Annotated in this window: 29 protein-coding genes, 1 rRNA gene, 1 other RNA gene and 1 riboswitch; of the genes, 24 read left to right on the top strand and 7 right to left on the bottom strand. The window is 60.4% G+C overall.

What is annotated here, in order from left to right; all coding sequences use genetic code 11:
• From rrf to H2Z84_RS03455, 12 genes are all read left to right on the top strand, one after another.
• Nucleotides 1–90 (top strand): 5S ribosomal RNA (gene rrf / locus H2Z84_RS21580); the annotation flags it as partial.
• A gap of 243 nt (nucleotides 91–333) precedes the next feature.
• Nucleotides 334–936: a GspH/FimT family pseudopilin gene (locus H2Z84_RS03505; protein ID WP_181834753.1), complete on the top strand. Its 603-nt coding sequence runs from the start codon at nucleotides 334–336 to the stop codon at nucleotides 934–936.
• Nucleotides 933–1,424 (top strand): type IV pilus modification protein PilV, encoded by a 492-nt coding sequence (pilV, locus tag H2Z84_RS03500; protein WP_181834744.1) that lies wholly within the window; start codon nucleotides 933–935, stop codon nucleotides 1,422–1,424. The genes H2Z84_RS03505 and pilV overlap by 4 nt, the downstream gene beginning before the upstream one ends.
• A gap of 14 nt (nucleotides 1,425–1,438) precedes the next feature.
• Nucleotides 1,439–2,380, top strand: a complete 942-nt coding sequence (locus H2Z84_RS03495; protein ID WP_181834743.1) for a PilW family protein — start codon at nucleotides 1,439–1,441, stop codon at nucleotides 2,378–2,380.
• Nucleotides 2,377–2,937, top strand: coding sequence for a pilus assembly PilX family protein (locus H2Z84_RS03490; RefSeq protein ID WP_181834742.1), 561 nt, complete (start codon nucleotides 2,377–2,379; stop codon nucleotides 2,935–2,937). Before H2Z84_RS03495 ends, H2Z84_RS03490 begins: the two co-directional genes overlap by 4 nt.
• A 16-nt stretch (nucleotides 2,938–2,953) precedes the next feature.
• Nucleotides 2,954–6,844, top strand: a complete 3,891-nt coding sequence (locus H2Z84_RS03485; protein ID WP_181834741.1) for a pilus assembly protein — start codon at nucleotides 2,954–2,956, stop codon at nucleotides 6,842–6,844.
• A 10-nt stretch (nucleotides 6,845–6,854) separates the two neighbouring features.
• Nucleotides 6,855–7,256, top strand: coding sequence for a type IV pilin protein (locus H2Z84_RS03480; RefSeq protein WP_181834740.1), 402 nt, complete (start codon nucleotides 6,855–6,857; stop codon nucleotides 7,254–7,256).
• Between the two features lie 98 nt (nucleotides 7,257–7,354).
• Nucleotides 7,355–7,855: a D-glycero-beta-D-manno-heptose 1-phosphate adenylyltransferase gene (gene rfaE2, locus H2Z84_RS03475; RefSeq protein ID WP_181834739.1), complete on the top strand. Its 501-nt coding sequence runs from the start codon at nucleotides 7,355–7,357 to the stop codon at nucleotides 7,853–7,855.
• A complete protein-coding gene (locus H2Z84_RS03470) occupies nucleotides 7,852–8,820 on the top strand; it encodes a biotin--[acetyl-CoA-carboxylase] ligase (RefSeq protein WP_181834738.1) in 969 nt (322 codons plus the stop codon). The genes rfaE2 and H2Z84_RS03470 overlap by 4 nt, the downstream gene beginning before the upstream one ends.
• Nucleotides 8,817–9,533, top strand: coding sequence for a type III pantothenate kinase (locus tag H2Z84_RS03465; RefSeq protein ID WP_181834737.1), 717 nt, complete (start codon nucleotides 8,817–8,819; stop codon nucleotides 9,531–9,533). The genes H2Z84_RS03470 and H2Z84_RS03465 overlap by 4 nt, the downstream gene beginning before the upstream one ends.
• Nucleotides 9,530–10,399 carry an SPOR domain-containing protein gene (locus H2Z84_RS21435; RefSeq protein WP_181834736.1) on the top strand — a complete coding sequence of 290 codons (870 nt, stop codon included), beginning with the start codon at nucleotides 9,530–9,532 and terminating at the stop codon, nucleotides 10,397–10,399. Before H2Z84_RS03465 ends, H2Z84_RS21435 begins: the two co-directional genes overlap by 4 nt.
• Nucleotides 10,400–10,513: 114 nt before the next feature.
• Nucleotides 10,514–11,311: a YoaK family protein gene (locus H2Z84_RS03455; protein ID WP_181834735.1), complete on the top strand. Its 798-nt coding sequence runs from the start codon at nucleotides 10,514–10,516 to the stop codon at nucleotides 11,309–11,311.
• Nucleotides 11,312–11,340: 29 nt separating this feature from the next.
• On the opposite strand, the gene H2Z84_RS03450 is transcribed toward H2Z84_RS03455, so the two are convergent.
• Together H2Z84_RS03450 and H2Z84_RS03445 are read right to left on the bottom strand one after the other, a co-directional pair.
• Complete coding sequence (locus tag H2Z84_RS03450) at nucleotides 11,341–12,336, bottom strand: M48 family metallopeptidase (protein WP_181834734.1); 996 nt, start codon at nucleotides 12,334–12,336, stop codon at nucleotides 11,341–11,343.
• Nucleotides 12,333–13,460 carry a YjgN family protein gene (locus H2Z84_RS03445; RefSeq protein ID WP_181834733.1) on the bottom strand — a complete coding sequence of 376 codons (1,128 nt, stop codon included), beginning with the start codon at nucleotides 13,458–13,460 and terminating at the stop codon, nucleotides 12,333–12,335. The genes H2Z84_RS03450 and H2Z84_RS03445 overlap by 4 nt, the downstream gene beginning before the upstream one ends.
• Nucleotides 13,461–13,695: 235 nt before the next feature.
• Between H2Z84_RS03445 and speB the strand changes: the two genes are divergently transcribed.
• The gene (gene speB / locus H2Z84_RS03440; protein ID WP_103524823.1) at nucleotides 13,696–14,661 is read left to right on the top strand and encodes an agmatinase; all 966 of its coding nucleotides are present in this window, start codon (nucleotides 13,696–13,698) and stop codon (nucleotides 14,659–14,661) included.
• A 76-nt stretch (nucleotides 14,662–14,737) separates the two neighbouring features.
• Nucleotides 14,738–15,871: a hypothetical protein gene (locus H2Z84_RS03435; RefSeq protein WP_181834732.1), complete on the top strand. Its 1,134-nt coding sequence runs from the start codon at nucleotides 14,738–14,740 to the stop codon at nucleotides 15,869–15,871.
• Here the strand turns inward: H2Z84_RS03435 and H2Z84_RS03430 are convergent, their stop codons facing one another.
• The 4 genes from H2Z84_RS03430 to cobT form a co-directional block, all read right to left on the bottom strand.
• Nucleotides 15,872–16,357: a GNAT family N-acetyltransferase gene (locus tag H2Z84_RS03430; protein ID WP_181834731.1), complete on the bottom strand. Its 486-nt coding sequence runs from the start codon at nucleotides 16,355–16,357 to the stop codon at nucleotides 15,872–15,874.
• A 133-nt stretch (nucleotides 16,358–16,490) separates the two neighbouring features.
• The gene (cobS, locus tag H2Z84_RS03425; RefSeq protein ID WP_181834730.1) at nucleotides 16,491–17,270 is read right to left on the bottom strand and encodes an adenosylcobinamide-GDP ribazoletransferase; all 780 of its coding nucleotides are present in this window, start codon (nucleotides 17,268–17,270) and stop codon (nucleotides 16,491–16,493) included.
• On the bottom strand, nucleotides 17,267–17,869 hold the full coding sequence (locus tag H2Z84_RS03420) for a histidine phosphatase family protein (protein WP_181834729.1): 603 nt from the start codon (nucleotides 17,867–17,869) through the stop codon (nucleotides 17,267–17,269). The genes cobS and H2Z84_RS03420 overlap by 4 nt, the downstream gene beginning before the upstream one ends.
• Nucleotides 17,869–18,903, bottom strand: a complete 1,035-nt coding sequence (cobT, locus tag H2Z84_RS03415; RefSeq protein WP_181834728.1) for a nicotinate-nucleotide--dimethylbenzimidazole phosphoribosyltransferase — start codon at nucleotides 18,901–18,903, stop codon at nucleotides 17,869–17,871. The genes H2Z84_RS03420 and cobT overlap by 1 nt, the downstream gene beginning before the upstream one ends.
• A gap of 152 nt (nucleotides 18,904–19,055) precedes the next feature.
• Nucleotides 19,056–19,255, top strand: a riboswitch (cobalamin riboswitch).
• 176 nt (nucleotides 19,256–19,431) lie between these two features.
• On the opposite strand from cobT, the gene H2Z84_RS03410 reads away from it, so the two are divergent.
• The 7 genes from H2Z84_RS03410 to H2Z84_RS03380 all read left to right on the top strand — a co-directional run bounded on the left by H2Z84_RS03410 (nucleotide 19,432) and on the right by H2Z84_RS03380 (nucleotide 24,234).
• Nucleotides 19,432–21,276: a TonB-dependent receptor domain-containing protein gene (locus H2Z84_RS03410; protein ID WP_181834727.1), complete on the top strand. Its 1,845-nt coding sequence runs from the start codon at nucleotides 19,432–19,434 to the stop codon at nucleotides 21,274–21,276.
• Nucleotides 21,277–21,366: 90 nt separating this feature from the next.
• Nucleotides 21,367–21,891: a bifunctional adenosylcobinamide kinase/adenosylcobinamide-phosphate guanylyltransferase gene (cobU, locus tag H2Z84_RS03405; protein ID WP_181834726.1), complete on the top strand. Its 525-nt coding sequence runs from the start codon at nucleotides 21,367–21,369 to the stop codon at nucleotides 21,889–21,891.
• Nucleotides 21,891–22,781: a cobalamin-binding protein gene (locus tag H2Z84_RS03400; RefSeq protein ID WP_181834725.1), complete on the top strand. Its 891-nt coding sequence runs from the start codon at nucleotides 21,891–21,893 to the stop codon at nucleotides 22,779–22,781. The genes cobU and H2Z84_RS03400 overlap by 1 nt, the downstream gene beginning before the upstream one ends.
• Before the next feature lie 21 nt (nucleotides 22,782–22,802).
• Nucleotides 22,803–23,030 carry a hypothetical protein gene (locus H2Z84_RS03395; protein ID WP_181834724.1) on the top strand — a complete coding sequence of 76 codons (228 nt, stop codon included), beginning with the start codon at nucleotides 22,803–22,805 and terminating at the stop codon, nucleotides 23,028–23,030.
• A complete protein-coding gene (locus tag H2Z84_RS03390; RefSeq protein WP_181834723.1) occupies nucleotides 23,027–23,338 on the top strand; it encodes a cell division protein ZapA in 312 nt (103 codons plus the stop codon). The genes H2Z84_RS03395 and H2Z84_RS03390 overlap by 4 nt, the downstream gene beginning before the upstream one ends.
• A 32-nt stretch (nucleotides 23,339–23,370) precedes the next feature.
• Nucleotides 23,371–23,553, top strand: a non-coding RNA gene (gene ssrS / locus H2Z84_RS03385) — 6S RNA.
• Nucleotides 23,554–23,619: 66 nt separating this feature from the next.
• Nucleotides 23,620–24,234, top strand: coding sequence for a 5-formyltetrahydrofolate cyclo-ligase (locus tag H2Z84_RS03380; protein ID WP_181834722.1), 615 nt, complete (start codon nucleotides 23,620–23,622; stop codon nucleotides 24,232–24,234).
• A gap of 15 nt (nucleotides 24,235–24,249) precedes the next feature.
• Here H2Z84_RS03380 and H2Z84_RS03375 read toward each other — a convergent pair whose 3' ends face one another.
• The gene (locus H2Z84_RS03375; protein WP_181834721.1) at nucleotides 24,250–24,408 is read right to left on the bottom strand and encodes a hypothetical protein; all 159 of its coding nucleotides are present in this window, start codon (nucleotides 24,406–24,408) and stop codon (nucleotides 24,250–24,252) included.
• A gap of 129 nt (nucleotides 24,409–24,537) precedes the next feature.
• Here H2Z84_RS03375 and H2Z84_RS03370 point away from each other — a divergent pair, with 129 nt between their 5' ends.
• The 3 genes from H2Z84_RS03370 to H2Z84_RS03360 are packed head-to-tail and all read left to right on the top strand — an operon-like array spanning nucleotide 24,538 to nucleotide 26,397.
• Nucleotides 24,538–24,996, top strand: a complete 459-nt coding sequence (locus tag H2Z84_RS03370; protein WP_181834720.1) for an EVE domain-containing protein — start codon at nucleotides 24,538–24,540, stop codon at nucleotides 24,994–24,996.
• Nucleotides 24,997–25,031: 35 nt separating this feature from the next.
• A complete protein-coding gene (pip, locus tag H2Z84_RS03365) occupies nucleotides 25,032–25,973 on the top strand; it encodes a prolyl aminopeptidase (RefSeq protein ID WP_181834719.1) in 942 nt (313 codons plus the stop codon).
• Between the two features lie 31 nt (nucleotides 25,974–26,004).
• Nucleotides 26,005–26,397 carry a hypothetical protein gene (locus tag H2Z84_RS03360; RefSeq protein ID WP_181834718.1) on the top strand — a complete coding sequence of 131 codons (393 nt, stop codon included), beginning with the start codon at nucleotides 26,005–26,007 and terminating at the stop codon, nucleotides 26,395–26,397.
• Nucleotides 26,398–26,523 lie beyond the last annotated feature (126 nt).

The following is a 26,523-nucleotide window of genomic DNA, read 5'->3' as shown; positions in this document are numbered from 1 at the left end:
CACGCCTTCCCATCCCGAACAGGACCGTGAAACGCCTTAGCGCCGATGATAGTGTGGCATTCGCCATGTGAAAGTAGGACACCGCCAGACTCCCCATTAGAAGCCCAGCTCATCCGAGCTGGGCTTTTTGCGTTGGAGTGCTGCATTGCGGCCGTTCTGGGGGCTATGGCGCGGAATCACTCTGGCCGAGGACAGAGTGAGATGAATGGCGGGCTTGACGAGTGATAGGTAAGCGGTAGTCGGATTTTTTAATGCGTCTGTCAGAAAGTTCATTTCTGCTAGAAGAATTTTCTTATGATCGAATAGTAAAAATCTGAGCTCTAGGTAGTTTTCATGACTCGTTTAAGGTCTGTAAACGGTTTTACGCTCATTGAGGTCGTTGTGGTGCTGGCCGTGGCGTCTATTTTATTGGCCATCGCCGCACCCTCTTTGAGTAGCTTTGTGCGAAGCAACCGGATAAGTTCTGCCGCCAATGATCTGCAGCAGACTTTTCTTGCCGCCCGCAGCAATGCCGTACGCACCGGCGTGCCTGTCGTGGTGTGCGCCAGTAGCTCCAGTAGCAGTGGTTGCAACGCCAGCAGTTTCAATGCTGGTTGGGTGGTATTTGCCGATCTGAACCGTAATAACACCTTGGTTACCGGGACCTCTGTCAATTTTGGTAATGCGATTGCTTCCGGTACGACGGATCTGGTGGTGCTGCGCAAGATGGATATTAACAGCACATTGCGCTTGTCCGTGTCCAGTGCATCGGCCGTGACCTCTTTCCGCTACCTGCCGACTGGCAGGGTGCAGATGTACAACGGTAGCTGGACTTCAGCAAACAGCATCATGGTGTGCGATGACAGCGCCAATGCAGGCATTGCCAAAAAACTGACTTTTTCCACGGCGGGCCGTCCGATGCCCACCGCGCTGAGTAGTGGGGAGTCTTGCCCATGAGTCAACGACAAGTTGTGTGGCCATCCGCTCGTGGTTTTACCTTGCTGGAGGTCTTGGTGGCGATTGTCATTCTGGCGATTGGCCTACTGGGTATCGCCGGCTTGCAGCTGAATAATCTGCGCTATTCCGCTCAAAGCGCTGCTCGCGCCCAGGCATCCTTGCTGGCCGAGCAAATGGCGGAGCGGATTCGCAACAATCCGGCGGTTGACTATAGCCAGACAGCCTCTGGAACAGTGACTAATTGTTTTACTGCTTCTTGTACCACCACGCAGCAGCGCGATTTCGATTTGTCCGAAATGTCGTCCATTGTTGCTGATCCTGTGCGTGGTGGCATGAGTAGCGGCACTATCAGCGTGGCATCGGCAACCAATGGTTATACGGTCAGTATCGGCTGGCAGGAGCGAGCCGGTTACGCGGCTGGTCAGGCATCTCAGGGTATTGCCGTATCGCAGGCCGCGCAGCTGCAGTTTTTTGTGAGGCCAAACTGATGCGGATATCCAGAATGATGCGTCACAGGCAGATGGGCCTGACCATGGTTGAATTGATGGTTGCCATTACCATCGGCTTGATCGTCACCTTTGCAGTGACCAGCCTGTACGTATCCAATCAGACGACCAGCAAGGCACAGTCGGGTCATGCCCAAATGCAGGATAATGCACGCTTTGCCATGGGGCTGATTGGCCGTATCGTGAAGCAGGCAGGCTATTACGATGCACTGGGCGGTACATTTAATGCCAGTGGTGTATATAACCCCACTCCAACTGATGCAAGTGGCAATTTCTCTAGCCCCAGCATACAGGCGAGTGATGTGCTGGCTGCGGTCAATGATACGGCGGTCAGTGGTTTTACTGCCTCAAACGGTTTGGCCATTCTCAATGGTGTGGCCTCGGACGAATTTACCATCGGTTTTCTCACCGGGCCGCAAGCCAGCACGGGTAATGCCATGCCGGATTGCCTGGGTAATTCGGTCACCGTTGCCAATACGCTGGTCAAAAACCGCTTCTATATCGGTATCAATACCATTGGTGGCGTCACCCGCCCCACGCTGATGTGCGATGTAACCTGGAATGGTGCGGCTCCAACTGGTTCCAATCTGAGTAGTGGCCCGGTCGCTGACAATATAGAACGCCTGCAGATTTTGCTGGGTGTGGATTCCGATGGGGATGGTGTGCCAAACAGCTACTTACCCCCAGGTGGCAGTGTGACCATGAGCAAAGTTGTGGCGATGCGCATTGCCTTGCTGGCGCGGACTGATCCGGTTTATAGCCAGAACCGTGCCGAAGCGGCTTCGTTCAATATGTTTGGCAGCAACTACACCGGTACCAATGATTCAGGAACGACAGTCTCTCCGCTATCGACCTCGACAAGTTGCACTGCTTCGGCACCTTGCTGGACCCGCCGGGTATTCGAGTCGACCTTCAGTCTGAGGAATCGGAAATCATGAACGGTAGACGATTTCTGCGGCGACAGCGTGGGGTAACCCTGATTGTGGCCTTGGTGTTTCTGGTGGCCCTCACTCTGGTTGCACTCTCTGCCTCGTATTCATCTGTGCAGGAAGAGCGCTTTGCACGCAATGGGCGCGACTTTACTCTGGCGACTGAAGCAGCGGAGTCGGCGCTGCGCTACAGCGAAGGGCTTCTCTCCACCGGGACGGTCGCGGACAGGAATGGTTTTGTCGATTGCACCGTGGCAGGAAACACGGCCAGCGGCCTGTGCCTGCCTAGCGCCAGTGGTCCGATGCATGTATTGCTCAACAGCAATTTGAGTAATGCCAGTGATACGGTTACGGCGGCTATTGCCAGTGGCAGCTGGTCAGTGCCATACGCAGCAATGATGACGCCTCGCTATGTCATCGAGGTGTTTCCTGATGGTGCGGCTGGGGTCGACCTTACCGCACAAACTGGCGATCAGTCCTATTTGTACCGGATAACGGGGCGTGGCTTTGGCTTGAACCAGCAAATCAACGTAACGCTGGAAAGTATTTTCCGCCCTTACGGTTAACGGCAGGAGAACAAACATGATGCTGAAAGCATGGGTGAAGGGCGTCGTGGCGCTGTGCATCGCCTTACTGTGCGGGCAGTCCGTCTGGGCCGCCATCACTGTCGATAACGTGCCGCTGGCCGGTGTGGGTGGGCGCTATGGTCCAAACGTATTGCTGGGTTTGTCGGTGGAATACCCTACAGCTGGCGAAGCCTATACCAACCGGACGTTCAATGCGGCGGAAATGGTCAAGGATCACCGCGGTTATTTCGACCAATACAAGTGTTACAGCTACGACACCACCAAAAAATATTTCATTCCCCGCAGCCTGGTCAATAGCGTAAGCAATCGCACCTGTGGCAGTGGTTACTGGAGTGGTGCCCTGTTGAACTGGGCTAGCATGTCGGCAATTGATATTTTCCGCCAGACCCTGACTGGCGGTAACCGGGCTTCTGGTATTACCGGCAATAGCAGCGACTATTCCAGCGGTGATACCGCCAGCTTGACAGTCCTGCGCCGTGCCAAAATTATTTCAGGGCAGAATCAAGGCTATGGCTTTAACGGTTCGCGGGTTCTCACCACCAATGCCTCAACGTTGACCCAGTACAGCAATTACACCCAACTCAAGTTCACCAGCCTGAACTGGCAGATGACTGTCGCTGGTTCCAATGACGGGGTTAACTGGAATACGCTGGATACTTTCAATGCTACGGTTCAGGTTTGCACCACGGTCAGCGGGATCAGCGCTACCACTTATTCCGGGCTGGGGCTGACGTCAAAATACAATAATGGCCTGGAAGATAATTGCACCGCCTATGGTACGAATTACAAGCCGGAAGGGCTGATCCAGTCGCATGGTGGCGATATGCGCTTTAGCGCCTTTGGCTATCTGAATGATGCCAACTATATGCGTATGGGCGGGGTGCTGCGGGCGCGGATGAAGTATCCCGGTATTAGCTCCAGTGCCACCTCGGCCGCCTCATCGTCCACCAGTTTTACCCTGGGTGCAGAATGGAGCAGTGTCGATGGCACTTTTGTGGTGAATCCGGACACTGATGACGCCACCGGCAGCAATGTCACCAATAGCGGGGTAATCAACTACCTGAACAAGTTCGGTGATGCCAACGGCTATAAAACCTATGATCCGGCCGCCGAGCTGTACTATGCCGCCTTGCGTTACTACCGCAAGTTGGGTAATTACGCCAACTTCACCAGCGGGCTAACGACGGCAATGAAAGATAATTTCCCGGTCATTACCGACTGGGATGATCCCATCGTCAATGCCTGCCAGAAAAATTTCATCATCTACATTGGTGACACCAATACCCACGGTGATGTTGACTTGCCGGGAACCAGTTGGCCGGTTGGCGGTAATCAGACTTCGGTTACCGCACCCAGTGATGATGCTGCCTCCAATATGGGGAGCCCTCCGGTTACCGGTAGTGGCAGCGGGGTGACTTCCTGGACCAACTCGATTGGTAATCAGGAGGGGGTGAATAATCTGGCCAGTACCAATACTGGTTCCACCAACTCCCCCCCCTATATCGCTGGTCTGGCCTATTGGGCCAACGTTTCCGATTTGCGCTCTGATCTGGTCGGCAACCAGACAGTCAGTGCCTTCATGATTGACGTGGTCGAAAATGGTGGGACCAAGACACAAACCACTAATCCCTTCTACTTGGCAGCCAAATACGGTGGCTTCACCGACAGTAATAGCAACAAGAAGCCCGATGTGCGCAGCGAATGGACCAGTGATGCGGCAGGGACGACCAGTATTGCGGCTTACCCCAACGGTACACCGAGTAATTTTGCGCAAGCCAATAACCCCAGCAGCATGACGACGGCGCTACAGACGGCGTTTGCCTCTATTACCGCAGCAACCGACCCGGCATTGGCAGGTTTATCGACGACTGGCCGTGGTGCGCAGGTCTTTACTTCGGCCTATGTGTTCCAGTCTTCGTTTGACTCCAGTGACTGGCATGGTGATTTGATTGCTTACCAGATCCTGCAGGCCAATGCGACCACGCCGCCATCGCTGGTGCAGGACAATACCCACGGTTGGCGTGCCAAGTCTACGTTGGAAGCTCAGTTGAATGGTAATGCCGGCGTGAGCAGCCGTAATGTGCTGACATACAATCAGGTAAGCAATCTCGGTGTTGCATTCAATACCACCTGGTTTAACAACCTGAGTGCCAGCGCGGCGCAGAAGGTGGCGCTGAATGGTAGCGATAGCCAAGGTGCCAAGCGGGTCGATTATCTGCGCGGTGACAAAACCTACGAGGCGACTGGTTCCTCGCCCAAGTTCCGTGCCCGCAACTACCGCCTGGGCGATATCGTCAACTCCACTCCGGCATATATGGCCGCACCAACGACCATTCAGGTGAGCGGTTGCAGCTATGCGGCCAATAGCAATAATCAGAGCACCGATCAGACAGCCATTCTGGCACGGCCCAAGATGGTTTATGTTGCAGCCAACGATGGTTTTCTGCATGGTTTCGACATGACCGGTACCGAGCGTTTCGCTTATCTGCCGGCTGCGATTTATGGCCATTTGCCAACGCTGACCTCGCCATCGTATGCACACAACTACTATTACAATGATGGCACACCGAATGTACGCGATGTGTGCTTCACCCGTTCCACCAGTGACGGCACGGCCTTGAGTGCATCTGAAGCGCACACCATTCTTGTTGGTACAACTGGTGCGGGTGGTAACAGCATTTATGCATTGGACGTCACCCGGCCAGATGCCATGACGGCTTCTAATGTGCTGTGGGAATTTAGCAGCAGCGACGACCCCTATCTGGGGCTGACCATCGGTACGCCGCAAGTGGTCAAGCTACAGAATGGCCGCCCGGCGGTGATTTTCGGCAATGGCTATAACAACAGCGGCTCCGGTGGCACCGCCGCGCTATACATCCTTTATCTCGACAAGATGGCAGGCGAGGCCTGGAGTAGGGGCAGCAATTACTTCCGCATTGATGTGCCCAACCAGAGTGGCCAGACCGTCACCCCTAATGCCATGGGCAGTCCGGCTGTGGTGGATGTGAATGGCGATGGGATGGTCGACTATGTGTATGCAGGTGATATCAACGGCAATATGTGGAAGTTCAATCTGAATTCGGCCACGACCACTGACTGGAAATTGTCGGGTGGCGGCGGTAATTTCAGCTCCACCTGCACCAGTAATTGCACACCGTTATTTACTGCCTATGGTGTTACGGTAACGGGTGGCAGCTCTACCTTGGGTAGCCGTCAGCCCATCACCGCAGCGCCGGCGTTCACCCGCGACCCGACTTCCGGTTACTGGGTGCTGTTTGGCACGGGGATCTTCCTGTCCGACAACGACCGTACCCTTGCTACCCAGTCGTTGTATGGCCTGCATGATACCGGCAGCAATCTGGGGACACCGCTTTCCGGCAATCTGGTAGCACAGAGTATTGGCTCACAAGTTGCGGGCACATCGGGTGGCAACTTTGTGGACTCCAGCAACAACACGGTATCTTCAGGCAATGGCGGCTGGTATATGCCGCTGACCAGCAACGAGCGGGTGGTCGCCTCTCCGGTATTGCGTAACCGGCAGTCCGTGCGTTTCAGCAGCTTTATCCCGGACACCTCGGGTTGTACCAACGGTGGTACACCCTGGACGACAGATGTCAGCATTTTCAGTGGTGGCATGCTGTCGACACCGGTTTATGACACCAACGGTGATGGTGTCATCAATGGTTCGGACAAGCCTGCTTCGCGTTATTCACCCAGTAATTCCACCGGGGTGAGCAGTGGCCAGGCTTTGAGCCTGGTTGATTCGAACGGCAAGACCTGGCTTTGTCAGAAAGGCTCCTCCGGCGTATTTGACTGCAAACTGCAAGATACCCGCGTGGGTGGAGTCGGCCGCCTGGCCTGGCGTGAAATCGTACAAACCTGGTAGTGGAGCAAACATGCATAACAGACGTCTCTTCGGCGGCTTTACCTTGATCGAGATGATGATCACGGTGGCGATTGTCGGTATTCTGGCCGCTATTGCCTACCCTTCCTATACCAACTACATCATGCGTGGACGGCGTGCACAAGCCGAAGCAACCATGATGCAGATGGCGCAGGAGCAGGAGCGCTGGTTCACCATGAACAACAGCTATAACGCCAGCCAGACCTCCGCCACGGTGACCAACTCCAATGGTGCGACGGCCTATACCATTTCCACTGCGGCCGCTTCCTCAACCTTTACCATTACCGCCAGCAATAGCACTACCTACCAGAACGACAGCTGTGGCGTGCTGACGTTGGATAATTTGGGGACAAAAACCGCCGCCAGTGGCTCAGTGGCGGATTGCTGGCGTTAAGCCTGTGTGGTTTGGGCGGAGCTGCCGGCAATGTTATGCTTGGCGGCTTCTCCCGCTTCCCGTTGCGGCGGGACAGCGCTGCAGCCACAAGGAAATTCATGTCCTACCCCACTCCCGCATTTGAAGACAAGATCTGCGCGCCAGAGGCACTGGCCGCCAAGCTGGCCGCCTTGCCGCGGCCCATCGTGTTCACCAATGGCTGTTTCGACATCCTGCACCGTGGCCATGTTACCTACCTGGCACAGGCGCGTGCGCTGGGTGCCAGCCTAGTACTGGGGCTGAATACCGATGCCTCGGTCAAGCGCCAGGGCAAGGGCGATGATCGCCCGATCAATAACGAGCTGAACCGTGCCGCCGTGCTGGCCGCGCTGGAAAGTGTCAGCCTGGTAACCTGGTTTGACAGCGACACCCCGGCGGATCTGATTGAACTGGTGCAGCCGGATGTGCTGGTCAAGGGCGGTGACTGGGCGGTAGACAAGATCGTCGGCAGTGCCGAAACCCTGGCCCGTGGTGGCGAAGTGCACTCCATCCCCTTCCTGTTTGCCACCTCGACCACGCAAACCATCAACAAGATCCGTGCCGCCGAGGATCAGCAGTGAGCGAACATGCTTTTGCCGTACTGCGCCAGCTCAGTGATGGCCGCTTCCATTCCGGTGCCGATATCGCGCGCGAGCTGGGTTGTTCGCGCACGCTGATCTGGCAGGCGGTGCATGCCATTGAGCAGGAATTCGGCCTGACCGTGTTCAGCGTGCGGGGCCAGGGCTACAAGCTGGCTGAGGCGTTTGAATGGCTGGATGTGACGCGAGTGCGCGAGGCGCTGACCACCCCGGCGGCGGAAACATTCACCCTGGCGGTGGCCGAACGGACTGACTCCACCAATAGCCAGCTGATGGCGCGTGCCGCCAGCGGTGGCCTGCACGGGCTGGTGCTGGCGGCAGAAATGCAGACCGCCGGCCGCGGACGTCTGGGCCGCCGCTGGCAGAACAGGCTGGGGGCCGGCCTGACCTTTTCCCTGCTGTGGCGTTTTGATCGTGGCCTGGCTGAGCTGGCTGGCCTGTCGCTGGCAGTGGGGCTGGCGCTGGCCCGCGCCCTGCATCAGCTGGCGGTGCCGGTACAGCTCAAGTGGCCGAATGATGTGCTGCTCAATGGCCGCAAACTGGCCGGCATCCTGATTGAATTGTCCGGGGATGCACTAGGGCCGGCAGCGGTGGTGATCGGTATTGGTCTGAATCTGGACAGCCCTGGTGAAGTTGACCAGCCGGTGGCTTCGCTGGCCGAGGCCGGCATCCGGCTGGGGCGCAACCAGTTACTAGCTGCGCTGCTCAGCGAACTGGCCACGGTGCTGGATACCTTCAATCGCGAAGGGTTTGCCGCATTCCGTGATGACTGGATGCGCTGCTCCAGCCATGAAAACGCCCCGGTGCGGCTGAGTTTTTCCCATGGCGAGCCGGTGGATGGCATTGCCCGTGGGGTGGCAGAAAATGGTGCCTTGCAAGTGGAAACCGCAGACGGCAGCTTGCGCATTTTCCATGCCGGTGAAGTCAGCCTGCGGAGCCGCACATGAAGCTGTTGCTGGATGCCGGCAATAGCAGGCTGAAATGGGGCGTGCATGATGGCAGCGGCTGGCTGGCGCAAGGTGCCGTGGGGCACGACGCCATTGCCGGGCTGGTAGAGCAATGGGCTGGCTGGCCTATTCGCACCGTCCATGCTGCCAGCGTGGCGCGCCCTGAGGTAGCCGAGGCCATCGTGCAAGCTGCACCCTGTCCAGTGCAGTGGGTGCGTTCAGCGGCCAGTTTTGCGGATGTGCGCAATCACTACCGTGATCCGGCCGAGCAAGGCGCTGATCGCTGGCTGGCGGTGCTGGCTGCCCGCCAGCTTTGTCCCGATGATGTGGTGGTAGCCTGTGCCGGAACGGCGTTGACTGTGGAGGCGCTGACTGCCGAGGGCGATTATCTGGGCGGCATGATCCTGCCCGGGCAGCAGCTGATGCTGCGCAGCCTGGCGCAGGGGACGGCACAGCTGGATCGCATGGCAGGGCAGGTACAGTCCTTCCCGCAAGGTACGGCCGATGCCCTGGCCAGTGGTGTGCTGGCGGCACAGTGCGGTGCCATCGAGCGCATGTGCCGGCAGCTGGCGGCACAGACCGGCCGTGGCCTGCCGCAAGTCTTGCTGACTGGCGGCGATGCGGCAGTCATTGCGGCGCAACTCGCCGTGCCGCTGCGTATCGTGGATAATCTGGTGCTGATGGGACTCTTGAGAGTGGCGTGCAAATCATGAAGTGGTTTCTGGTACTGATTGTGGTGCTTAATCTGGCGGTAGCCGGTTATGGCTCGTTCAAGCAACGGCCACCGGCAGACGTGCACGCCCAGGAAATCAGCCCCGAGCAGGTCAAGCTGTTGCCACCAGATTGGCAGCCGGCCTCTGCGCCGGCCGCCGATGCCAGCGCTCCGCTCAAGCTGGTGGCCTCCATGCCGCAAACCGAGACCCTGCAGCCCGGTGATCTGGGCAAGGCTGCTTCGCAGCCGGCCAGCAGCAAGCCGGAAGCTGCCAAGGCGAAAGTGGAAGCCTCCAAGCCGGAAGCCAAGGCAGAGGTGAAAAAGGCAGCAGAAACAAAACCGGCCGACAAGCCAGCCGACAAGCCGAAAGCAGAAGCCGCCAAGCCGGAGCCGGCCAAGGCGCTGGCCTGCTACGACTGGGGCGCGCTGGATGCCAAGTTGCTGGCACGGGTCAAGGGTGGTTTGCCCAGCCTCAAGCTGAAGGCCGAGCAAATGACGGAAACCGCCAAAGGCGAGGTCAAGGGCACGGGCAAGTTCTGGGTCTACCACCCGCCGCTGGCCACCCAGGCCGAAACCCAGACCCTGTCGGCCGAGCTGAAGGACAAGGGCTTCGACAACTACATCGTGCATAACGACCCGTTCAAGGGCAGTGTGTCGCTCGGTCTGTTTGGGCAGGAGGGCGCGGCCAAGGCCATGCTGGCCAAGCTCAAGGCCGCCGGCTTCGACAAGGCGGTGACCGAACAGAAGGGGCAGAAGGGCGCGGCCACGGTGCTTGGCTTCAAGGCGCTGGAGCCGGCACAGGTCGAACGTCTGCAGGCACTGCAAAAACGGCTGACGCCGGGGATCCCGCTGCAAAGCTGCCGCTGATTATTGCGTTGCAGCAAATGAAGCCGGCCCTGTACTTGTCAGCAGGCCGGTCGAAGATGGATGATGAACGGCAATGCGGGCTGGTCCCGCCTTGCCGTTTTTTCATGGTCCGCTATGTCCCGACGTTCGAGCAATATTACCCGCCTGCTGGATCGTGGCACTTTCAATGACCGCGTGCTGCGCCAGCTGGGCGGTTCCATGGCTTTTATTGCCGGCGCACTCAATGCCGGTGGTTTTCTGGCAGTGCACCGCTACACCTCGCATGTTTCCGGCATCGTGTCCGGCATGGCCGATGATCTGGCGCTGGGGGAAATCCGCCTGTCGCTCTCGATGCTGGTCATGTTGCTGTGCTTTATTGGCGGGGCCATGCACTCCACCTGGCTGATTTTGTGGGCCAGACGGCAGCGGTTGCGTGGTGGCTATGGGGTGTCGATGATGGAAGAGGCCGGCTTGCTGTTACTGTTTGGCTTGCTGGGATCGGGGCTGGCCAGTCATAAGGGTCTGTTTACTCCGCCCACCGTGATGTTGCTGTGCTTCATCATGGGCATGCACAACACCATCGTTACCAAGCTGTCCGGCGGCCTGCTGCGCTCCACCCACATGACCGGTATTGCCACCGATATCGGCATCGAGCTGACCAAGATGAGTTATTACAATCACCTGCACAGTTCAAAGATCAAGGACATCAAATCCAACCGCAGCCGCTTGTGGGTATACAGCATGATTTTGTCGGCCTTTTTCCTGGGAGGGGTGGTGGGGGCGCTGGGCTTCAAGCACCTGGGTTATGCCTTTACCCTGCCGCTGGCGCTGCTGCTGTTCGCACTTGGTCTGCGGCCAGTGTGGTACGACATGCGCCTGCGCTGGCGCTGGTGGTCGCAGCATCAGGAGCAGGGCGCCGGGCAGCAGGACTGAAGTCGCCCCCGCCTGGCTCCGCTGCTGTGTCAGGCTGGGCATTGCTGGCCATCGGGATGGCTGCGCTCCTCGCTACCGGGGTGGCTGGCCAGCAAGGAAGTAGCCGCATTATCTGCCCCGCCCAGCCGGGTGAGGAAATGGCCGAGCACGCAGGGAGAACTGCCGCGGGCCGCCAGGGCGCGGAAGGCGTAGCGGTCGGCATCGCGTTCGAAATCGCGCGAGTATTTCATGTCGGCCAGCATGATGGGGGCTACTGCCAGCATGGGCGTGGTGTCGCCGCTGAATAGCGTTACCGCCAGCGACAGGCCACCGTACTGGATCAGCCCACGCAGCCCGTGTCGTCCTTCCACATGGCCCACTTCATGCGCCAGTACGGCAAAGATCTCTTCATCGTTTTTGGCTACCTTGACCAACTGGTCGGTCAGGATGACCTGGCCGGCGGGCAGGGCAAAGGCATTGGCACCAATATCGCGTGAATCTACCACCCGTAATTGATAGTGATAATGGCTGCCCTTGGGCACGGCTTGCATCAGCAGGGCCTGCAAGGCATCCTGCCGCGCCTGTGACAGCTGTGAAGGACGGATGCTATTGGTTTTTTCCAGCAGGCTGATGGTGGGCGCAGCCATTTGTTCTTCGATGGCGATGGGGGTGCGCCGCGCCGCTTCATCGGCCAGCCAGGGCAGGCCGTAGCGATAGCCGCACCAGACCGCGATGACGGTGAGCAGCGCCAGCACGGCCAGCACCTGCCAGCCGCTGTGCAGCCACTCCAGCAGGCGCACACCCAGCGGCAGGCCGCCGCTCAGGTGGTGGCAACGGTATTCGCTGGCCACTTCGATTACGCCGCCATCGGGCAGCTGCAGTTTGTCGGGCAGGCCGGGCAAGCCGGCTTCGAATTCCACCTCACGTGCCAGATAGCGGTGGGTGTGCACGCCATCGGTAAACACCAGATGGTGAGCATCGCGCTGCAGCATCACCGCCCGGCTGGCGGGGTTGCGGCCATCCATATAACTGCCCGGCAGACTCATAGGCCCAGATCCAGTTCAAAGCCATCGGCGGCGGCATCGCCCAGCGCGCTGCGCGAGGACTGAGGCCGGGCACGGATGGCGGCAAGGTCTTCATCGGGAAACATCTTCAGATGTTCTAATCTGTAGCGCAGTGCGCGCAATTTGGCAAAGGGGTAATACAGCCCCAGGCTGAACAGGGTGAGCAGGGCGTTGCTGGCATGCAGGTTCATCAGGCCACGCAGCGTCATGCTGCTTTCAAAGCGGTGCAGCCGGCCATTGCTTTCCAGCAGGATATGGTTCCACATCACGTTGGCCAGCCCGTCGCGCACCACCTGGCCGATAGACATCCACAACAGCAGCACGCCCAGATAGATCGCGAGGCCCAGCAGCAGCAGGCTGATACCGCTGAGGTGACCGCTGACCAGGCGGCTGATAATGGAAGAGTACAGGCCGCCGATAAAGCCGAATAGCACCAGCATCAGCAAGCCCAGTGCACTGGCGCGGAAATAGACCCGGTAATAGTCACCGGCACATTTGAGCATTTCAAAGCGGGCATTGCCAAACCAGGCGTTGTTGACCAGAAAGCGTTGCTGCATGTGGCGGGCATAGGGGAAGCCAATGCCCAGCGTCAGTACGGTAATGATCAGGCCCATGATGAAGGGGCCAACCGCATCCATGGTGCTGGCGCGAAAGTTGAAACGCATCTGGCGCCAGCTGGTGTTGCGCAGGCGAAAGCGCATGGCCATCACCACCACCCAGGGCAGGGCTGGCAGTAGCAGCAGATAGATCAGGGTGTGCAGGCCCGGCGAGGATTTCTGTGTCACCGCTAACAGTAGCAACACCAGGAAAACCAGCGCCCGTCCCTTGAGAATGGCCAGAGGCTTGCCGTGGTAGCCGAAACCGGCACCAGCAAAGCGGGTGTGGCCGTACAGGTAGCGATGGCTGCGCACCTTGCCCCAGGCTGAATAGATGCCAAGGGTGAGGATGGATAGCAGCAGGTTGACGATCCAGATACGGAAGTAAGCCGCACCGCTACCACTGAAGCTGAAGCCCAGGCCGTCACCCTGTGGCGCGGGCGGGGAGGCCGGCTGGCCGATGCGCACCGGCTCCATGGCCAGCGTGTAGTCTTGCGACGAGGAAGTCATGATGGCCCCTTTGTGGCATCTGTGGATGTTTTGTCGCGCCAGCGTAGTGGCGGACTTGAACTGCAGCACGGCTCGCGGCACACTGCCGGTTCCGCGCCAAGGGGCGCGGCAGCCTTAACCCGTCGGCTGTGCAAGATGGACGGCAATCGTCAGTCTCCCACTTATTCTAAGCCGCAGTCCATTGTCATGGAATGGGGCGTGGTAGCGTTGGCGTACTCTCTCTTGGAGAGTGTCTGTGACCGATATCATCAAGGGCGATGGCGCAGTGCGCCGTCAGGGCCTGTATGGCTCTTCCATCGAAAATACCTATGCCGGCGTGCTGTCTTTCATGCGCCGCAACTATAGCCGCGACCTGAGTGGCGCTGATGTGGTGGTGTCCGGCATTCCGCTGGACCTGTCCACCACCTTCCGCTCTGGCGCGCGCATGGGGCCGCAGGCCATCCGTGCCGCCAGCGTGCAGCTGGCCGAGCTCAAGCCCTTCCCCTGGGGCTTTGATCCCTTCGACGACCTGGCAGTGATCGACTACGGCGACTGCTGGTTCGATGCGCACAACCCGCTGACCATCAAGCCGGCCATCATCGAGCATGCCCGCCATATCCTGGCCTCCGGTGCCAAGATGCTGACCTTCGGCGGCGACCACTTCGTCACCTACCCGCTGCTGATTGCACACGCGGAAAAATACGGCAAGCCGCTGGCCCTGCTGCATTTCGATGCCCACTGTGATACCTGGCAGGACGATGAGCCGGACAGCCTGAATCACGGCACCATGTTCTACAAGGCAGTGAAAGAAGGCCTGATCGATCCGGCCAAGTCGGTACAAGTGGGTATCCGTACCTGGAACGACGACTTCATGGGCATGAATGTGCTGGACGCACCGTGGGTGCACGATAATGGCGTGGATGCCACCATTGCCCGCATCAAGGAAGTGATTGGTGATCATCCGGTCTACCTCACCTTCGACATCGACTGTCTGGACCCGTCCGCCGCGCCGGGCACTGGCACGCCGGTACCGGGTGGCCTGACCAGCGCCCAGGCATTGAAGATCGTGCGCAATCTGGGCGATCTGAACATTGTCGGCATGGACGTGGTGGAAGTGGCTCCGGCTTACGACCAGAGCGAAGTGACCGCCATTGCAGCCGCTCATCTGGCCTGTGACATGCTGTGCCTGATGCGTAACAAGAAGGTGGCTGGCACGCTGTAAAAGCCGACACCGTCGTGTCTTGAATAACAGCGTCGTGCCATGGTGGCCCGGCGCTGTTTTGCTGAAAGGGAATGAGATGTTGCCAAGACTGGCAGGACTTCTGCTACTGGGGCTAAGCCTGGCGGCGCAAGCGGCTCCGCTGCTGTTACAGGGGCATATCGGCAATGCCGCCGTGGTGATGGAGTTGAATATCGGCCAGGATGGCGAGGTTGATGGCCGCTATTTCTACCGCAAATATCACCAGGACCTGGCCTTGTCCGGCAAGCGCATGGCCGACGGCAGCCTGCAGCTGGGCGAGAACCTCAAGTACGACGAGCAGCGCAATGACCTCACCCTGCAGCCGCAAAATGGCGGCTGGCGTGGCGAGTGGCATGGCCCCAAAGCCACCAAGAGCCTGCCGGTGACGCTGGCCCCTTATGAGCAGGCGCAGTGGCCAGCCAGCACCGATGCAGCACTCAAGCCCATCCGCCAGCGTTCAGGCTACGACTACACCCGTCTGGCCGGGCTGTCGCTCAAGCCGGGCAAGCGCGAGCGTGTCCAGGGCCATACCCTGCAATGGTGGGATGAGCCGCTGAGCAAGATCCGTCTGTTCCGGGTGCTGGATGGCTATCCGGATGCCAGCCTGCAACGGCTGAACCAGCTATTGGCGGAACGCCAGTGGCAGGAAGTCGCCAGCTATTTCGATTGCCAGCTGGGAGGCACGCATAGTGCCGGGGCGGACTTCGAACAGACTGTCACCCCACACCTGCTAAGCAGCAAGCTGTTCAGCGTCAGTATCTTCACCAGTTATTACTGTGGCGGCGCACACCCTGACTTTGCCGATAATCCGCTCACCGTCGATGTCGCCAGCGGCCGGACGCTGCAGCTGGAAGACCTGTTATGGATGGGCAAGGGCAAGCCGCAGCTGCTGCGCAGCGCCAGTGGCGAGCGCAAGGACTATCAGTATGAAGAAAAGGTGCTGGCACCGTGGCTGGCCAGCACCATGGCGCGTCTGCATCCGGCGGAAACCAAGCCGGGCAATGACGATGACTGCGCCTACCACGACCCGCAGGTATGGCAGTTTGTCAGCTGGTATGCCACGCCACAGGGCCTGTATCTGGGGCCATCTTTTGCCCGCGTGGCGCGTGCCTGTGAATACCCGGAGTGGAGTGTGCTGCCATGGTCGCTGGTCAAGCAGCACCCCGGCGCACGGCCTGATCTCTTGCCCTGATCAGGCGCTGATGCGGCTGCGCTCCGCCTGGGGCCGCCGCATCGTGAAAGGCCAGCGCAGCAAGGCAGGATGTGTCGCCTGCTGGCGCAGCTCCATATAGCGCTCGCCCTGCTGCAGCGGGCCAAAGCCGAGCTGGCGATAAAAGCCGCGTGCATCGCGTGATACCAGCAGAAAGCGCCGCAATTGTTGCAGATCGGGGTGGGCGATGGCGGCCTTGATCATGGCCTGGCCCACCCGCTGGCCACGATGCGCAGGCAGTACGAATACATCGGACAGATAGGCAAAGCTGGCGTAGTCGGTAATCACCCGGGCAAAGCCGATTTGCCGGCCGTGATGATAGGCACCGATCACCAGCGAATGGCGAATGGCCCGTTGCAGTCGTGCGCCATCCATATTGGCTGCCCAGTGCGCCTGCTCCCGCAGAAACTGCAGAATCATGGCGTGGTCGAGGCGGGTAGGGTCGAAGGAGATGTCCAGATCGGTCATGTGCCAGCTCCGCGCAGTGTCGAGGGCTGCGAGCCGCCCGGCGTATCGCCGGCTCAGGCCGCTTGCTGCAGTATGCTGAGCCAAGGTCACCGTCTTGTGACGTGACGATGACAGGTCTTTGACAACCCGGCCGTCAGAGCCCGTGCATGCCGTGCAGGGGGATCAGCAACAGGCCCAGCAGCAGGATTTCACACACTTCGATGCCAGCACCCAGGCAGTCGCCGGTCATGCCGCCCAGCTTGCGCTTGAGCCAGCTGCGCCACAGCAGGCCGGCCAACGGTGCCAATAGTAGCGCGGGAGCCAGCCAGGCGGACAGGCCCAGCAAGGCCAGCAGGCTGATGGCCTGTACCCGCCATTGCGGTTGCCAGGCAAAGCGTTCGCCGCTGCCAGGGGCCAGTGCCGGCAGTGTGGCCGACCAGAATAGGGCGAACAGTCGCGCCCAGGCCGGCAGCAACAGCAGTCCGGCCAGCTGGGCGGGCTGTCTGGCCAGCAGCATCAGCAATACCAGTTTGCCGACGATGGCACTGATCAGGGCAATCACGCCAAAGCTGCCGACATGCGGGTCTTTCAGTACTTCGAAAAAACGTTCGCGTGAGCGATGCGCTGCCCCCATGGCATCAGTCAGGTCGGCCAGCCCGTCCAGATGCAGGCCGCCGGTGACACCTATCCAGCACAGCAGGCCCAGCAGCGCACCCAGCCAGGGATCGTACTGCCCGCCCAGCCACACGGTCAGCCATAGCAGGCTGCCCAGCAACAAGCCGACCGGCGCAAACCAGCGCGCACTGGCGGCCAGCCATTCCGGGTGGAAGGTGCGTAGCTGCGGTGTGGGCAGGCGGGTAAGAAACTGGATGGCTAGAATCAGCGATTGCCACCAGCGTGCCGGCGGCACCGGGGAAGAAGGGGAGGGGCTCATGCTTCGCCGGGGCTTTCCAGATGCATCAGATAGGCCGGATGGCCTTCCAGAATCGACAGCTGGGCAAAGCCGCCACGCTGTACCGTCATCAGTTTGGCCACGGCAAATTCGGTACCCAGCAGCTCGGCCAACAGCGCGGTAATCACCCCTCCGTGGCAGATCAGCACGCGATGGCTGCCGCGCGCGGTCTGAATCCATTCACTGAAGCCGCAGAGCACCCTGGTGCGGAACAGGGCATAGCTCTCGCCGCCCGGCGGGGTCAGCTCGCCGCTGGCCACGCGGCTGCCCCAGTCCGGTTGCTGGCCGGACAGGATAGCGCGCGACATGCCGTCCCAGTCGCCAAAGTCGAATTCGGCAAAGCGCTCGTCCACCTTCAGCGGCAGCGAGCCGTGCAGAGCCTGGTGCACGGCAAATTCGCGGCAGCGCTGCAGAGGGGACGTGGCCATGCTGGTGACCGGTGCCAGCTGGTTCAGCCGCTGCCAGCTGCGGGCCATCTGTTCACAGCCCAGATCATTCAGCGGCAGGTCGGTACGGCCGATCAGCCGGCCGTCGTGGTCGATCTCGCCATGGCGCAGCAGGGTCAGCGTATAGGGGTTCATCAGTCCTTCTCCGTTACTCCGGCCTGGGCAAAGGTGGCCATTTCAGCATGCAGCTTGATGGCCAGTTGCAGCAGAGGCACGCAAGTAGCCGCACCAGAGCCTTCGCCCAGTCGCATGCCCAGTTCCACCAGCGGTTCCAGCCCCAGTGCTTCCAGCGCCAGGCGGTGGCCGGTTTCTTCCGAGCGATGGCTGGCCAGCAGCCAGGCGGCCACGGCCGGGTCGATGGCGCGGGCGGCCAGTGCGGCTGCGCTGGCGATGAAGCCATCCACCAGGGACGGCACACCCTGTGCGGCGCCTTCCAGATAAAAGCCGGCCATGGCGGCGATTTCCAGCCCGCCCAGTTCGGCCAGCACCTGTGTGCCGCTCAGTTGCTGTCCTTGCAGGCGCTGCAGCGCCTGTGCCACCACACGGCGCTTGTTGGCGAGGCCGGCATCATCGATGCCGGTGCCACGACCGACGATGAGATCGACCTCCAGATTGGCCAGACGGCAGATCAAGGCCGCCGACGGTGTGGTATTGCCAATGCCCATGTCACCGGCAATCAGCAGATTGGCACCCTGTTCGATAGCGCGGCGGGCGGCGGTGCGGCCGACTTCCAGCGCGGCCTCCACCTCGGTCGTGCTCATGGCAGCCTCAACTGCCAGATTGGCCGTACCGGCAGCGACCTTGGCGTGCACGATGGGCAGGTCCGGCAGCTGGCCCAGCACACCCACATCCACTACTTCCAGCCGGGCGGCGATGGCACGGGCCAATACGCAGATGGCGGCACCGCCGGCGGCGAAGTTCTTCACCATTTCACCGGTCACGATGGACGGGTAGGCCGATACGCCTTCGGCAGTCACGCCGTGGTCGCCGGCAAATACGGTAATGGCCGGTGTCAGCGCGGCCGGAATGGTCTGCCCCTGCCAGGCGGCAAAGCGGCAGGCCACCGTCTCCAGCACACCCAGGCTGCCGGCCGGCTTGGTCAGCGAGTTCTGGCGCTGCAGAGCAGCCTGATAGGAAGCGTGGGCGGGCAGGGCGATGGACTGGGTCATGATGCGGTGTTCTCTGGTTGGCATGGGCTAGAGCGGGACTCTAAGTCATGGGGGGCGGCGGGGCAAGCGGCATACTGCTGCCGAATGGGCATTGCCATTTGCATATTGTGGTAAATCGCCGCTGATCGCTCCGTTTTGGCGATAATTGGCTTTATAATCCCCGCCAGACAGGTGTCCGGGCTTTGCCGCCCGGATGAAACGGGAAGCCGGTGCAAGACCGGCGCTGCCCCCGCAACGGTAAGGTCTGGCCATGTCGTGGCCCAGGTTGTGCCATCGCCACTGTGCATATGCAACGGGAAGGCGCACAACTGCAAGACCAAGCCCGGAGACCGGCCTGTCGCTGGCAGCTGCCCGTGCCGCTGCCGGTGCTGGAGTATCGCGGGGAGGCGATCTTGCAGACAGCGGAGCGCGCCAGCTGCGCCGCTCCACATGCCTTGATGTTCAAGCGGTGAAAGCCGTCCTCTTCGCACTCCTCGCGGCAGCGGCCTGTCAGCCCTGCCGGTTTTTCATTTCAGGAGTGTGTGTTTCATGTTCAAGCCGCAACAAATCGGGCTGCTGGTATCGCTGATCGGCACCGGTCTGGCCCATGCCGACAATCTGCCGCAATTCCAGGGTGAGGAAGTGGTGGTGACGGCCAGTCGTCAGCCGCAATCCATCACCAAGACCCTGTCTGACATCAGCGTGATTACCCGTGACGACATCGAGCAATCTGCCGTTACCAGTCTGCCGCAACTGCTGGCACGCCAGCCCGGGGTGGAAGTGGTCAACTCCGGTGGCATGGGCAGCCAGGCCAGCATCTATCTGCGTGGCAGCAATGCCAACCAGACCGTGGTCTTGCTGGATGGCGTGCGCATCGTCTCCGCCACCACCGGCACGACGGCGCTGGAAAACATCCCACTGGACAATATCGAGCGCATCGAGATCGTGCGTGGCAGCAGTTCCAGCCTGTATGGTGCGGACGCCATTGGCGGTGTGGTCCAGATTTTCACCCGGCAGGGCCGCGGTACCCCGCATTTCAACGCCACGCTGGGTGTGGGCGACCATGGGCTGTTCCAGTCGGCTGTCGGTGTGGCGGGCAAGCAGGACAATACCGCCTTCAGCCTGCAGGTCAGTCAGCAGCAGACCAATGGCATTTCCGCCACTAATGTGCAGAGCAGCAGCTATAACCCGGACCGTGACCCTTATCGCAACCTGTCCTACTCCGCCAACCTGACCCAGGCACTGGCTGCCGGACAGGAGCTGTCTCTGCGCCTGTTCCAGACCAACGGCAAAATGGATTACGACGGCTACAACAGCCATGGTGAAGATCTGCAACGCAGCCGCCAGAGTGGAGTCAGCCTGGAGTCCAAAAACAGCCTGACCGATAACTGGACCTCCACCCTGCGTTTCAGCCACAGCGTTGACCGGCAAGAGCACTGGACCAATGGCGACATGGCCCAGCGTGCCGACCTGTACCAGACTGCCCAGAACGAATGGTTGTGGCAGAACGACATTCATACCGGACTGGGCAATCTACTGGCCGGCTTCGACTATACCCAGCAACATGTGGACAGCAGCACCGCCTTTGATGTCAGCGAACGCAGCAACAAGGCGGTGTTCATTGGCTATAGCGGCGAATTCGGCAAGCATTTGCTGCAAGCCAGCGCCCGTCATGACCAGGATGAGCAGTTTGGCGGCAAAACCACCGGTCAGCTGGGTTACGGTTATCGCCTGAGCGAGGCGCTGACCGCACGTGCCAGCTACGGCACTGCCTTCAAGGCGCCCACCTTCAATGACCTGTACTACCCGCTGGATAGCTATGGCTATGCCGGCAATCCTCACCTGCAACCGGAAACCTCACGCAATGCCGAGCTGGCCTTGCAATACAAGGCCAATGGCAGTTCGGCCTCGCTGACGCTGTTTCACAACAGCATCGACAACATGATTGCCATTACCTCCGACTACAGCACCATGACCAATATCAGCCATGCCACCATCCGTGGTGCCACGCTGGCGGCGGCAAAGGCTGTCGGTAACTGGGATTTGTCCGGTTCTGCCACCTATCAGGACCCGCTGGACAATTCCGGCCACCAGCAATTGCAGCGACGTGCCCGTGCCTACGGGCAGCTGGCGGCAGCCTACGACTGGGGCCGGGTGACTACTGGGCTGGAGTGGCAAGTCAGTGCCAAGCGGCGTGACACCACCGATAGCGGCAGCAATGTCTGGCTGGGCGGCTACGCGCTGACCAATCTCTATGCCAATTACCGCTTTGCCCGTGAGTGGACGGCCAATTTCAAGCTCAGCAATGTGTTCGACCGCCATTACACCACGCTCTATGGCTACAACACGGCGGGCCTTGGCGCGTATATCGGCGTAAGCTATCAGCAGAAATAAACCCTGCGTGCCACCGTTTGGTGGCGCTGCTTTTTAGCTTTGCAGCCGGGCCTCCTTAGTGGAGGCCCGGTTTTTCGGGATATCAAGTTCATGACTCACCTGATCAGCGGCGGCTCCCGCTCCGGCAAAAGCCGCTACGCCGAACAACTGGCCGTGCAGCATGGCGGCCCGGTGACTTACATTGCCACTGCTGAAGTGCGCGACGAAGAGTTTGCCGAGCGGGTGCGCCAGCACCGCCTGCAGCGACCGGAACACTGGCATGTACTGGAGGCTGAGCGCGGCCTGGCCGAGCTGGTATTGGGACATGATCAGGAAGATGGCCTGCTGCTGGTGGATTGCCTGGGTATGTGGCTGATGCGCTTTTTCCGCAGTGACGACCAGTTCGACGAAATGGACTTCGTACAGGAAAGGCAATGGCTGCTGGAAGCCATTGCGGCCGTGCAAGGCCAGCTGCTGCTGGTCAGCAATGAAATCGGCTGGGGCGTGATGCCGATGAGCAGCGTGGCACGTCGCTATGGCGATCTGCTTGGCCGGCTTAATCAGGACATCGCCGCCCGCTGCCAGCAGGTCACCCTGGTGGCCTGTGGCTTGCCGCTGGCGCTCAAGGGCGGCTGATGGCGCGCGTTGCACAGGCCGGCTGGCTGTTGCTGGCGCTGCTACTGACCCCGGCCCAGGCAGCCCAGGCGGCCATCAGCGTGCGCGATGGTGCTGGCCAATGGCTGACGCTGCCCGCCAGCGCCCGGCGCATTGTGTCGCTTTCTCCGCATGCCACCGAAATGCTGTACGCCATCGGTGCCGGCTCACGGCTGGTGGCTACGGTGGACTATAGCAACTACCCGCCAGCGGCACGCCAGCTGTCCCGGGTGGGCGGCTATAGCGGCGTCAGCCTGGAAGCCGTCATGCGCCAGCAGCCCGATCTGGTTGTCGCCTGGCAGGATGGTGGCAATCCGCGCGAACTGCAGCGCCTGCGCCAGTTGGGCGTGCCGGTGTTCATCAGTCATCCCCTGCAGCTGGAAGACGTCGCCAGCGAGATGCGCAGCCTGGGTCAGTTGACCGCCACCCAGGCACCAGCTGATGCGGCGGCCAGCCACTATCGCCAGCGTCTGCAGCAATTGCGCCAGCGCTATGCCCGCCGTCCGCCGTTGACGGTGTTCTACCAGATCAGTAGCGCACCCATCTTTACCGTCAGTCAGCGCAGCTTCATGGGTGCAGTCATGCAGCTGTGTGGCGGGCGCAATGTCTTTGGCGGTCTTGCGCAGGCTGCGCCGCAAGTCAGCATGGAAGCGGTTGTCGCGGCTCAGCCACAAGTCATGCTGGCTGGCCGCGCCGATATCCTGCGCATGTGGGACCGCTGGCCCGCCTTGCCGGCGGTAGCCAAAGCGACGCGCTATGTGGTGGATGAGGATCTGCTGACCATCCCCGGCCCACGGCTGCTGGATGGGGCAGTGGCCATGTGTGCCACGCTGGACACAGCACGGCGTAGTCTGGGTTTGACGCTGGACTAGCCGACCGTTATCCTCGCCGCCATGGACAAGGAACTGGAATATCTCGAATCCCGCGTGCAGGCCCTGGTTGCCCGCATCAAGGAACTGGAAACCCAGAACGGCCGTTTTGCCCAGGCGCTGGCTGAAGCGCTGAAGGAAAACGCCGAACTGAATTTCCGTGTGAACGAAACCCGCAATCGCGTGGCCGCGCTGATGGAGCGCCTGCCGAAGGCGGATGAACCCGAGCAGGGCGCAGGAGAGGCAGAATGAGCGATATCGTGCAGGTGGACATCGAATTGCTGGGTCGTCACTTCACCATAGGCTCCCCCGTCGACGAGCGCGAAACCCTGCTGGAGGCGGTCAGACTGCTGGAAGGCAAGATCGACATGATCCAGCAGCACGGCAAGGTGATGGACGCTGACAAGATCGCCATCATGGCAGCACTGAACATTGCCCACGATTTGTTACGCACCAAAGTGGGAGAGGGCTTGGAAATGGCCTCGTTCCAGCGTAAAATACGCAACATGAGCGAGGCAGCCGACACGGCGCTTCGCGAAAGCCAGCAAGCCCTGTTCTAAACAGGCCGGCTGGTGGACACTACAGATCAGCTTATCCCCTGCGGTGTTCGTGACGGCAAACAATTCCTTTGTACCAATGCGTTCGCTTCTGGTTGCCAGCGTGAGTCACGGGTGTGTCGCGTCCCTTGCGGACGCGCCCGAAGTGGCTGGCAGGTGACCCTCCCTGGAAACAGGGTACAAGCGAATTATGCCCAAACGACACTCGCGGGGGTCTCCCTTCACGACCCGGCGCATCTTGCTCCGGGTCGTTTTCATTTCTGCTCTCATTTTATTGCTCAGCCATGACGCCATCGTCTTCTGCTGCTACTGACAAGGTCACCCTGCGCAAGAACATCCGTCGCCAGCGCATGGCATTGAGCCCGGCTTATCGGGCTGAAGCCATGCGTGCTGTTGCGCGCCATGCCGGTCGTTTGTTGCGGCGGGGCAAGCGCATTGGTGGCTATCTGGCGGCGGGCTCTGAGCTGGACATCGAAATCCTGCTCAGCACCGCCTTGCAGCGCGGCGCCAGTGTCTGGTTGCCGCAGATCCCTGCGCGTGGCCGGCGCATGTGGTTTTCCCGGCTGAATGCCACCGGCCACTGGTATCGCCATCCGCGCTACGGGATCATGGAGTTCGATGGCCCCTGCCTGCGGGCCGAGCGGCTGGATGTGCTGTTGCTGCCCTTGCTGGCGGTCGACGAGCAAGGTTATCGCATGGGGCAGGGCGGGGGCTTCTATGACAGCAGCCTGGCTTTTCGCCGCCGCCATCCCCGCTACGGCAAGCCGCTGCTGGTTGGCGTGGCCTACGATTGCCAGCGTGTGGCCGCCGTACCGCGCGAAGCATGGGATGTGCAACTGGACTATCTGCTAACCGAGTCGGGTTTGCACCGCTTTACACCAAACCGCAGTGCTACTTAACGCACAGGGCTAGTCTCAACGGTCCCAGTGGTGATAACCACGCTCAGCGGGTACGTAGACGGGTACCACTTGTACTGGCCGGAACTCTGGTCCACGGTAGGCAACGCGTGGCGGGACGACGACACAGGCACTCAGTGCGCTCGCTAGCAAGATGCCGATCAACAGGCTTTTCATGATGTTTCTCCTGGCTGCAAGGGCCGGCTGGCCCTGATGTTTATCTTGAGCTCAGCATAATCCAGCCCTACAGTTGTAAGATGGCGTAAATTGTTAAGTTAACCTCCCATTGATTAACAGACATTTCCCATGCGCTATTGGCTGATGAAATCCGAGCCGGACGAAACGTCCATTGATGACCTGATGGCCCAGCCCCTGCGGGCCTTCGAGTGGACCGGGGTGCGCAATTATCAGGCGCGCAATTTCATGCGCGATGACATGCAGCCGGGTGATGGGGTGCTGTTCTGGCATTCCAGCTGTGCCGAGCCGGGTATTGCCGGCTTGGCCGTGGTGGCCAGCACCGCCCATGCCGACTCCAGCCAGTTTGATCCGGCCAGCCTTTATTTCGATGCCAAATCCCTGCCGGATGCACCGCGCTGGCAGTGTGTGGACGTGCGTTTTGTGCGCAAGATCCCGCTGCTGACGCCTGCCTTGCTGCGGCAGCATCCGCTGCTGGAACAGATGCAGGTACTCAAGCGCGGCAATCGGCTGTCGATCACCCCGGTCAGCCCGCTGGAGTGGGATTACATCACCAGTCAGCTGTGCTGAGTCTTGCCCTCCTGCCCCATCTCACAAGGACGCTGATGCTCTATCCCCCGATTACACCCTACGCCAGTGGCATGTTGCCGTTGGGCGGTTTGCACCAGATGTACTGGGAGCAATGTGGCCGGCAGGATGGTCAGCCGGTGCTGTATCTGCATGGCGGGCCGGGCGATGGCTGTGCGCCGATGAGCCGGCAGCTGTTCGATCCCTGGTTTTATCGCGCGGTCTTGTTTGATCAGCGCGGCAGTGGCCGCTCGGTACCGCGTGGTGAACTACGCGACAACACCACCCAGCATCTGATTGCCGACATCGAGTGCCTGCGCGAGCATCTGGGCATCGAGCGCTGGCTGGTGTTTGGCGGCTCCTGGGGCAGCACGCTGGCACTGGCCTATGCCCAGGCGCATCCGCAGCGGGTACAGGGCTTGGTTCTGCGCGGGATTTTTCTGGGCAGACAAAGTGAAATCGACTGGTTCATGCACGGCATGCGCCAGTTCTATCCCGAGGAATGGCAGCGCTTTGTCGCGCCGATTCCCGTTGCGGAACGACAGGACTTACTGCAGGCCTATTACCGCCGGCTGACCGACCCCGATCCTCAAGTGCACTTGCCGGCCTGCCGTGCCTGGGGTCGTTACGAAGGTGCTTGCGTCGCCCTCCGCCAGAATGCCGACGCCATCGAGCGTGCCAGCAGCGAATATGTGGCGTTGTCGCTGGCGCGGCTGGAGGCACATTACTTCGTGCATCGCATTTTCCTGCCCGAGGCACAATTGCTGCAGCAGATCGAGCGCATTCGTCATATTCCGGCCGTTATCGTGCAGGGGCGCTACGACGTGGTATGCCCGCCGGTCACCGCCAGCGAACTGGCGCAGCACTGGCCCGAGGCTGACTTCCACTTAGTGGAAATGGCCGGCCATTCGCTGTGGGAGGGCGGCATTCTGCAGCTACTGATGCAGGCGCTGGAAACCTTCAAGCTGCGCCTGTGCTGAACTGGCTGCCCAGGTGACAGTCTGTAAATAGATGAAAACCGCTTTGCACTTGCTGCTGCTGTTGTGCAGCCTATTCATTACCCCCGCTGCATGGGCCTATACCGACGAAGGGCGGCTTCCTTTTGTCGGCCAGCCCGGCGAATTGCCCGCCGAACTGGCCCTGCGCTTTGTCCGGCAGCGGCTGGGGCAGGATGGGCAGATCGACTATCCGCATTTCCGGCTGATTCAGCACAGCCCTGCTCCGGATTTCAGCCGGGCCGACATCACCCTGATTCGCGATGGTTTGCAGGACGACAGCATCAAGGCGATACGGCAGCAATTACAGCTGCGCCACCACGACGGCCGCTGGGAGATTCACGCCATTCATGAAGATTTTTCCTGCTATCGGGGCGCGCCAGGCTGGACCCGCCATCCCTGCCCCTGAGGCGGCAAGTGCTGGCGGCAAGCGTTTGTTTTTGTGCGGCTCTTATCGGCAAGGCCCTCTGGCCGCTATAATGGGCCGATTGAATTTGTGACGGACTGCCCAAGCTGCCCTGCCAGGCGGGGACTT

It is taken from the genome of Aquitalea aquatica (assembly GCF_013911085.1).
In the GTDB taxonomy this organism is placed as follows: domain Bacteria; phylum Pseudomonadota; class Gammaproteobacteria; order Burkholderiales; family Chromobacteriaceae; genus Aquitalea; species Aquitalea aquatica.
This window is presented reverse-complemented; position numbering and strand designations above follow the sequence as displayed.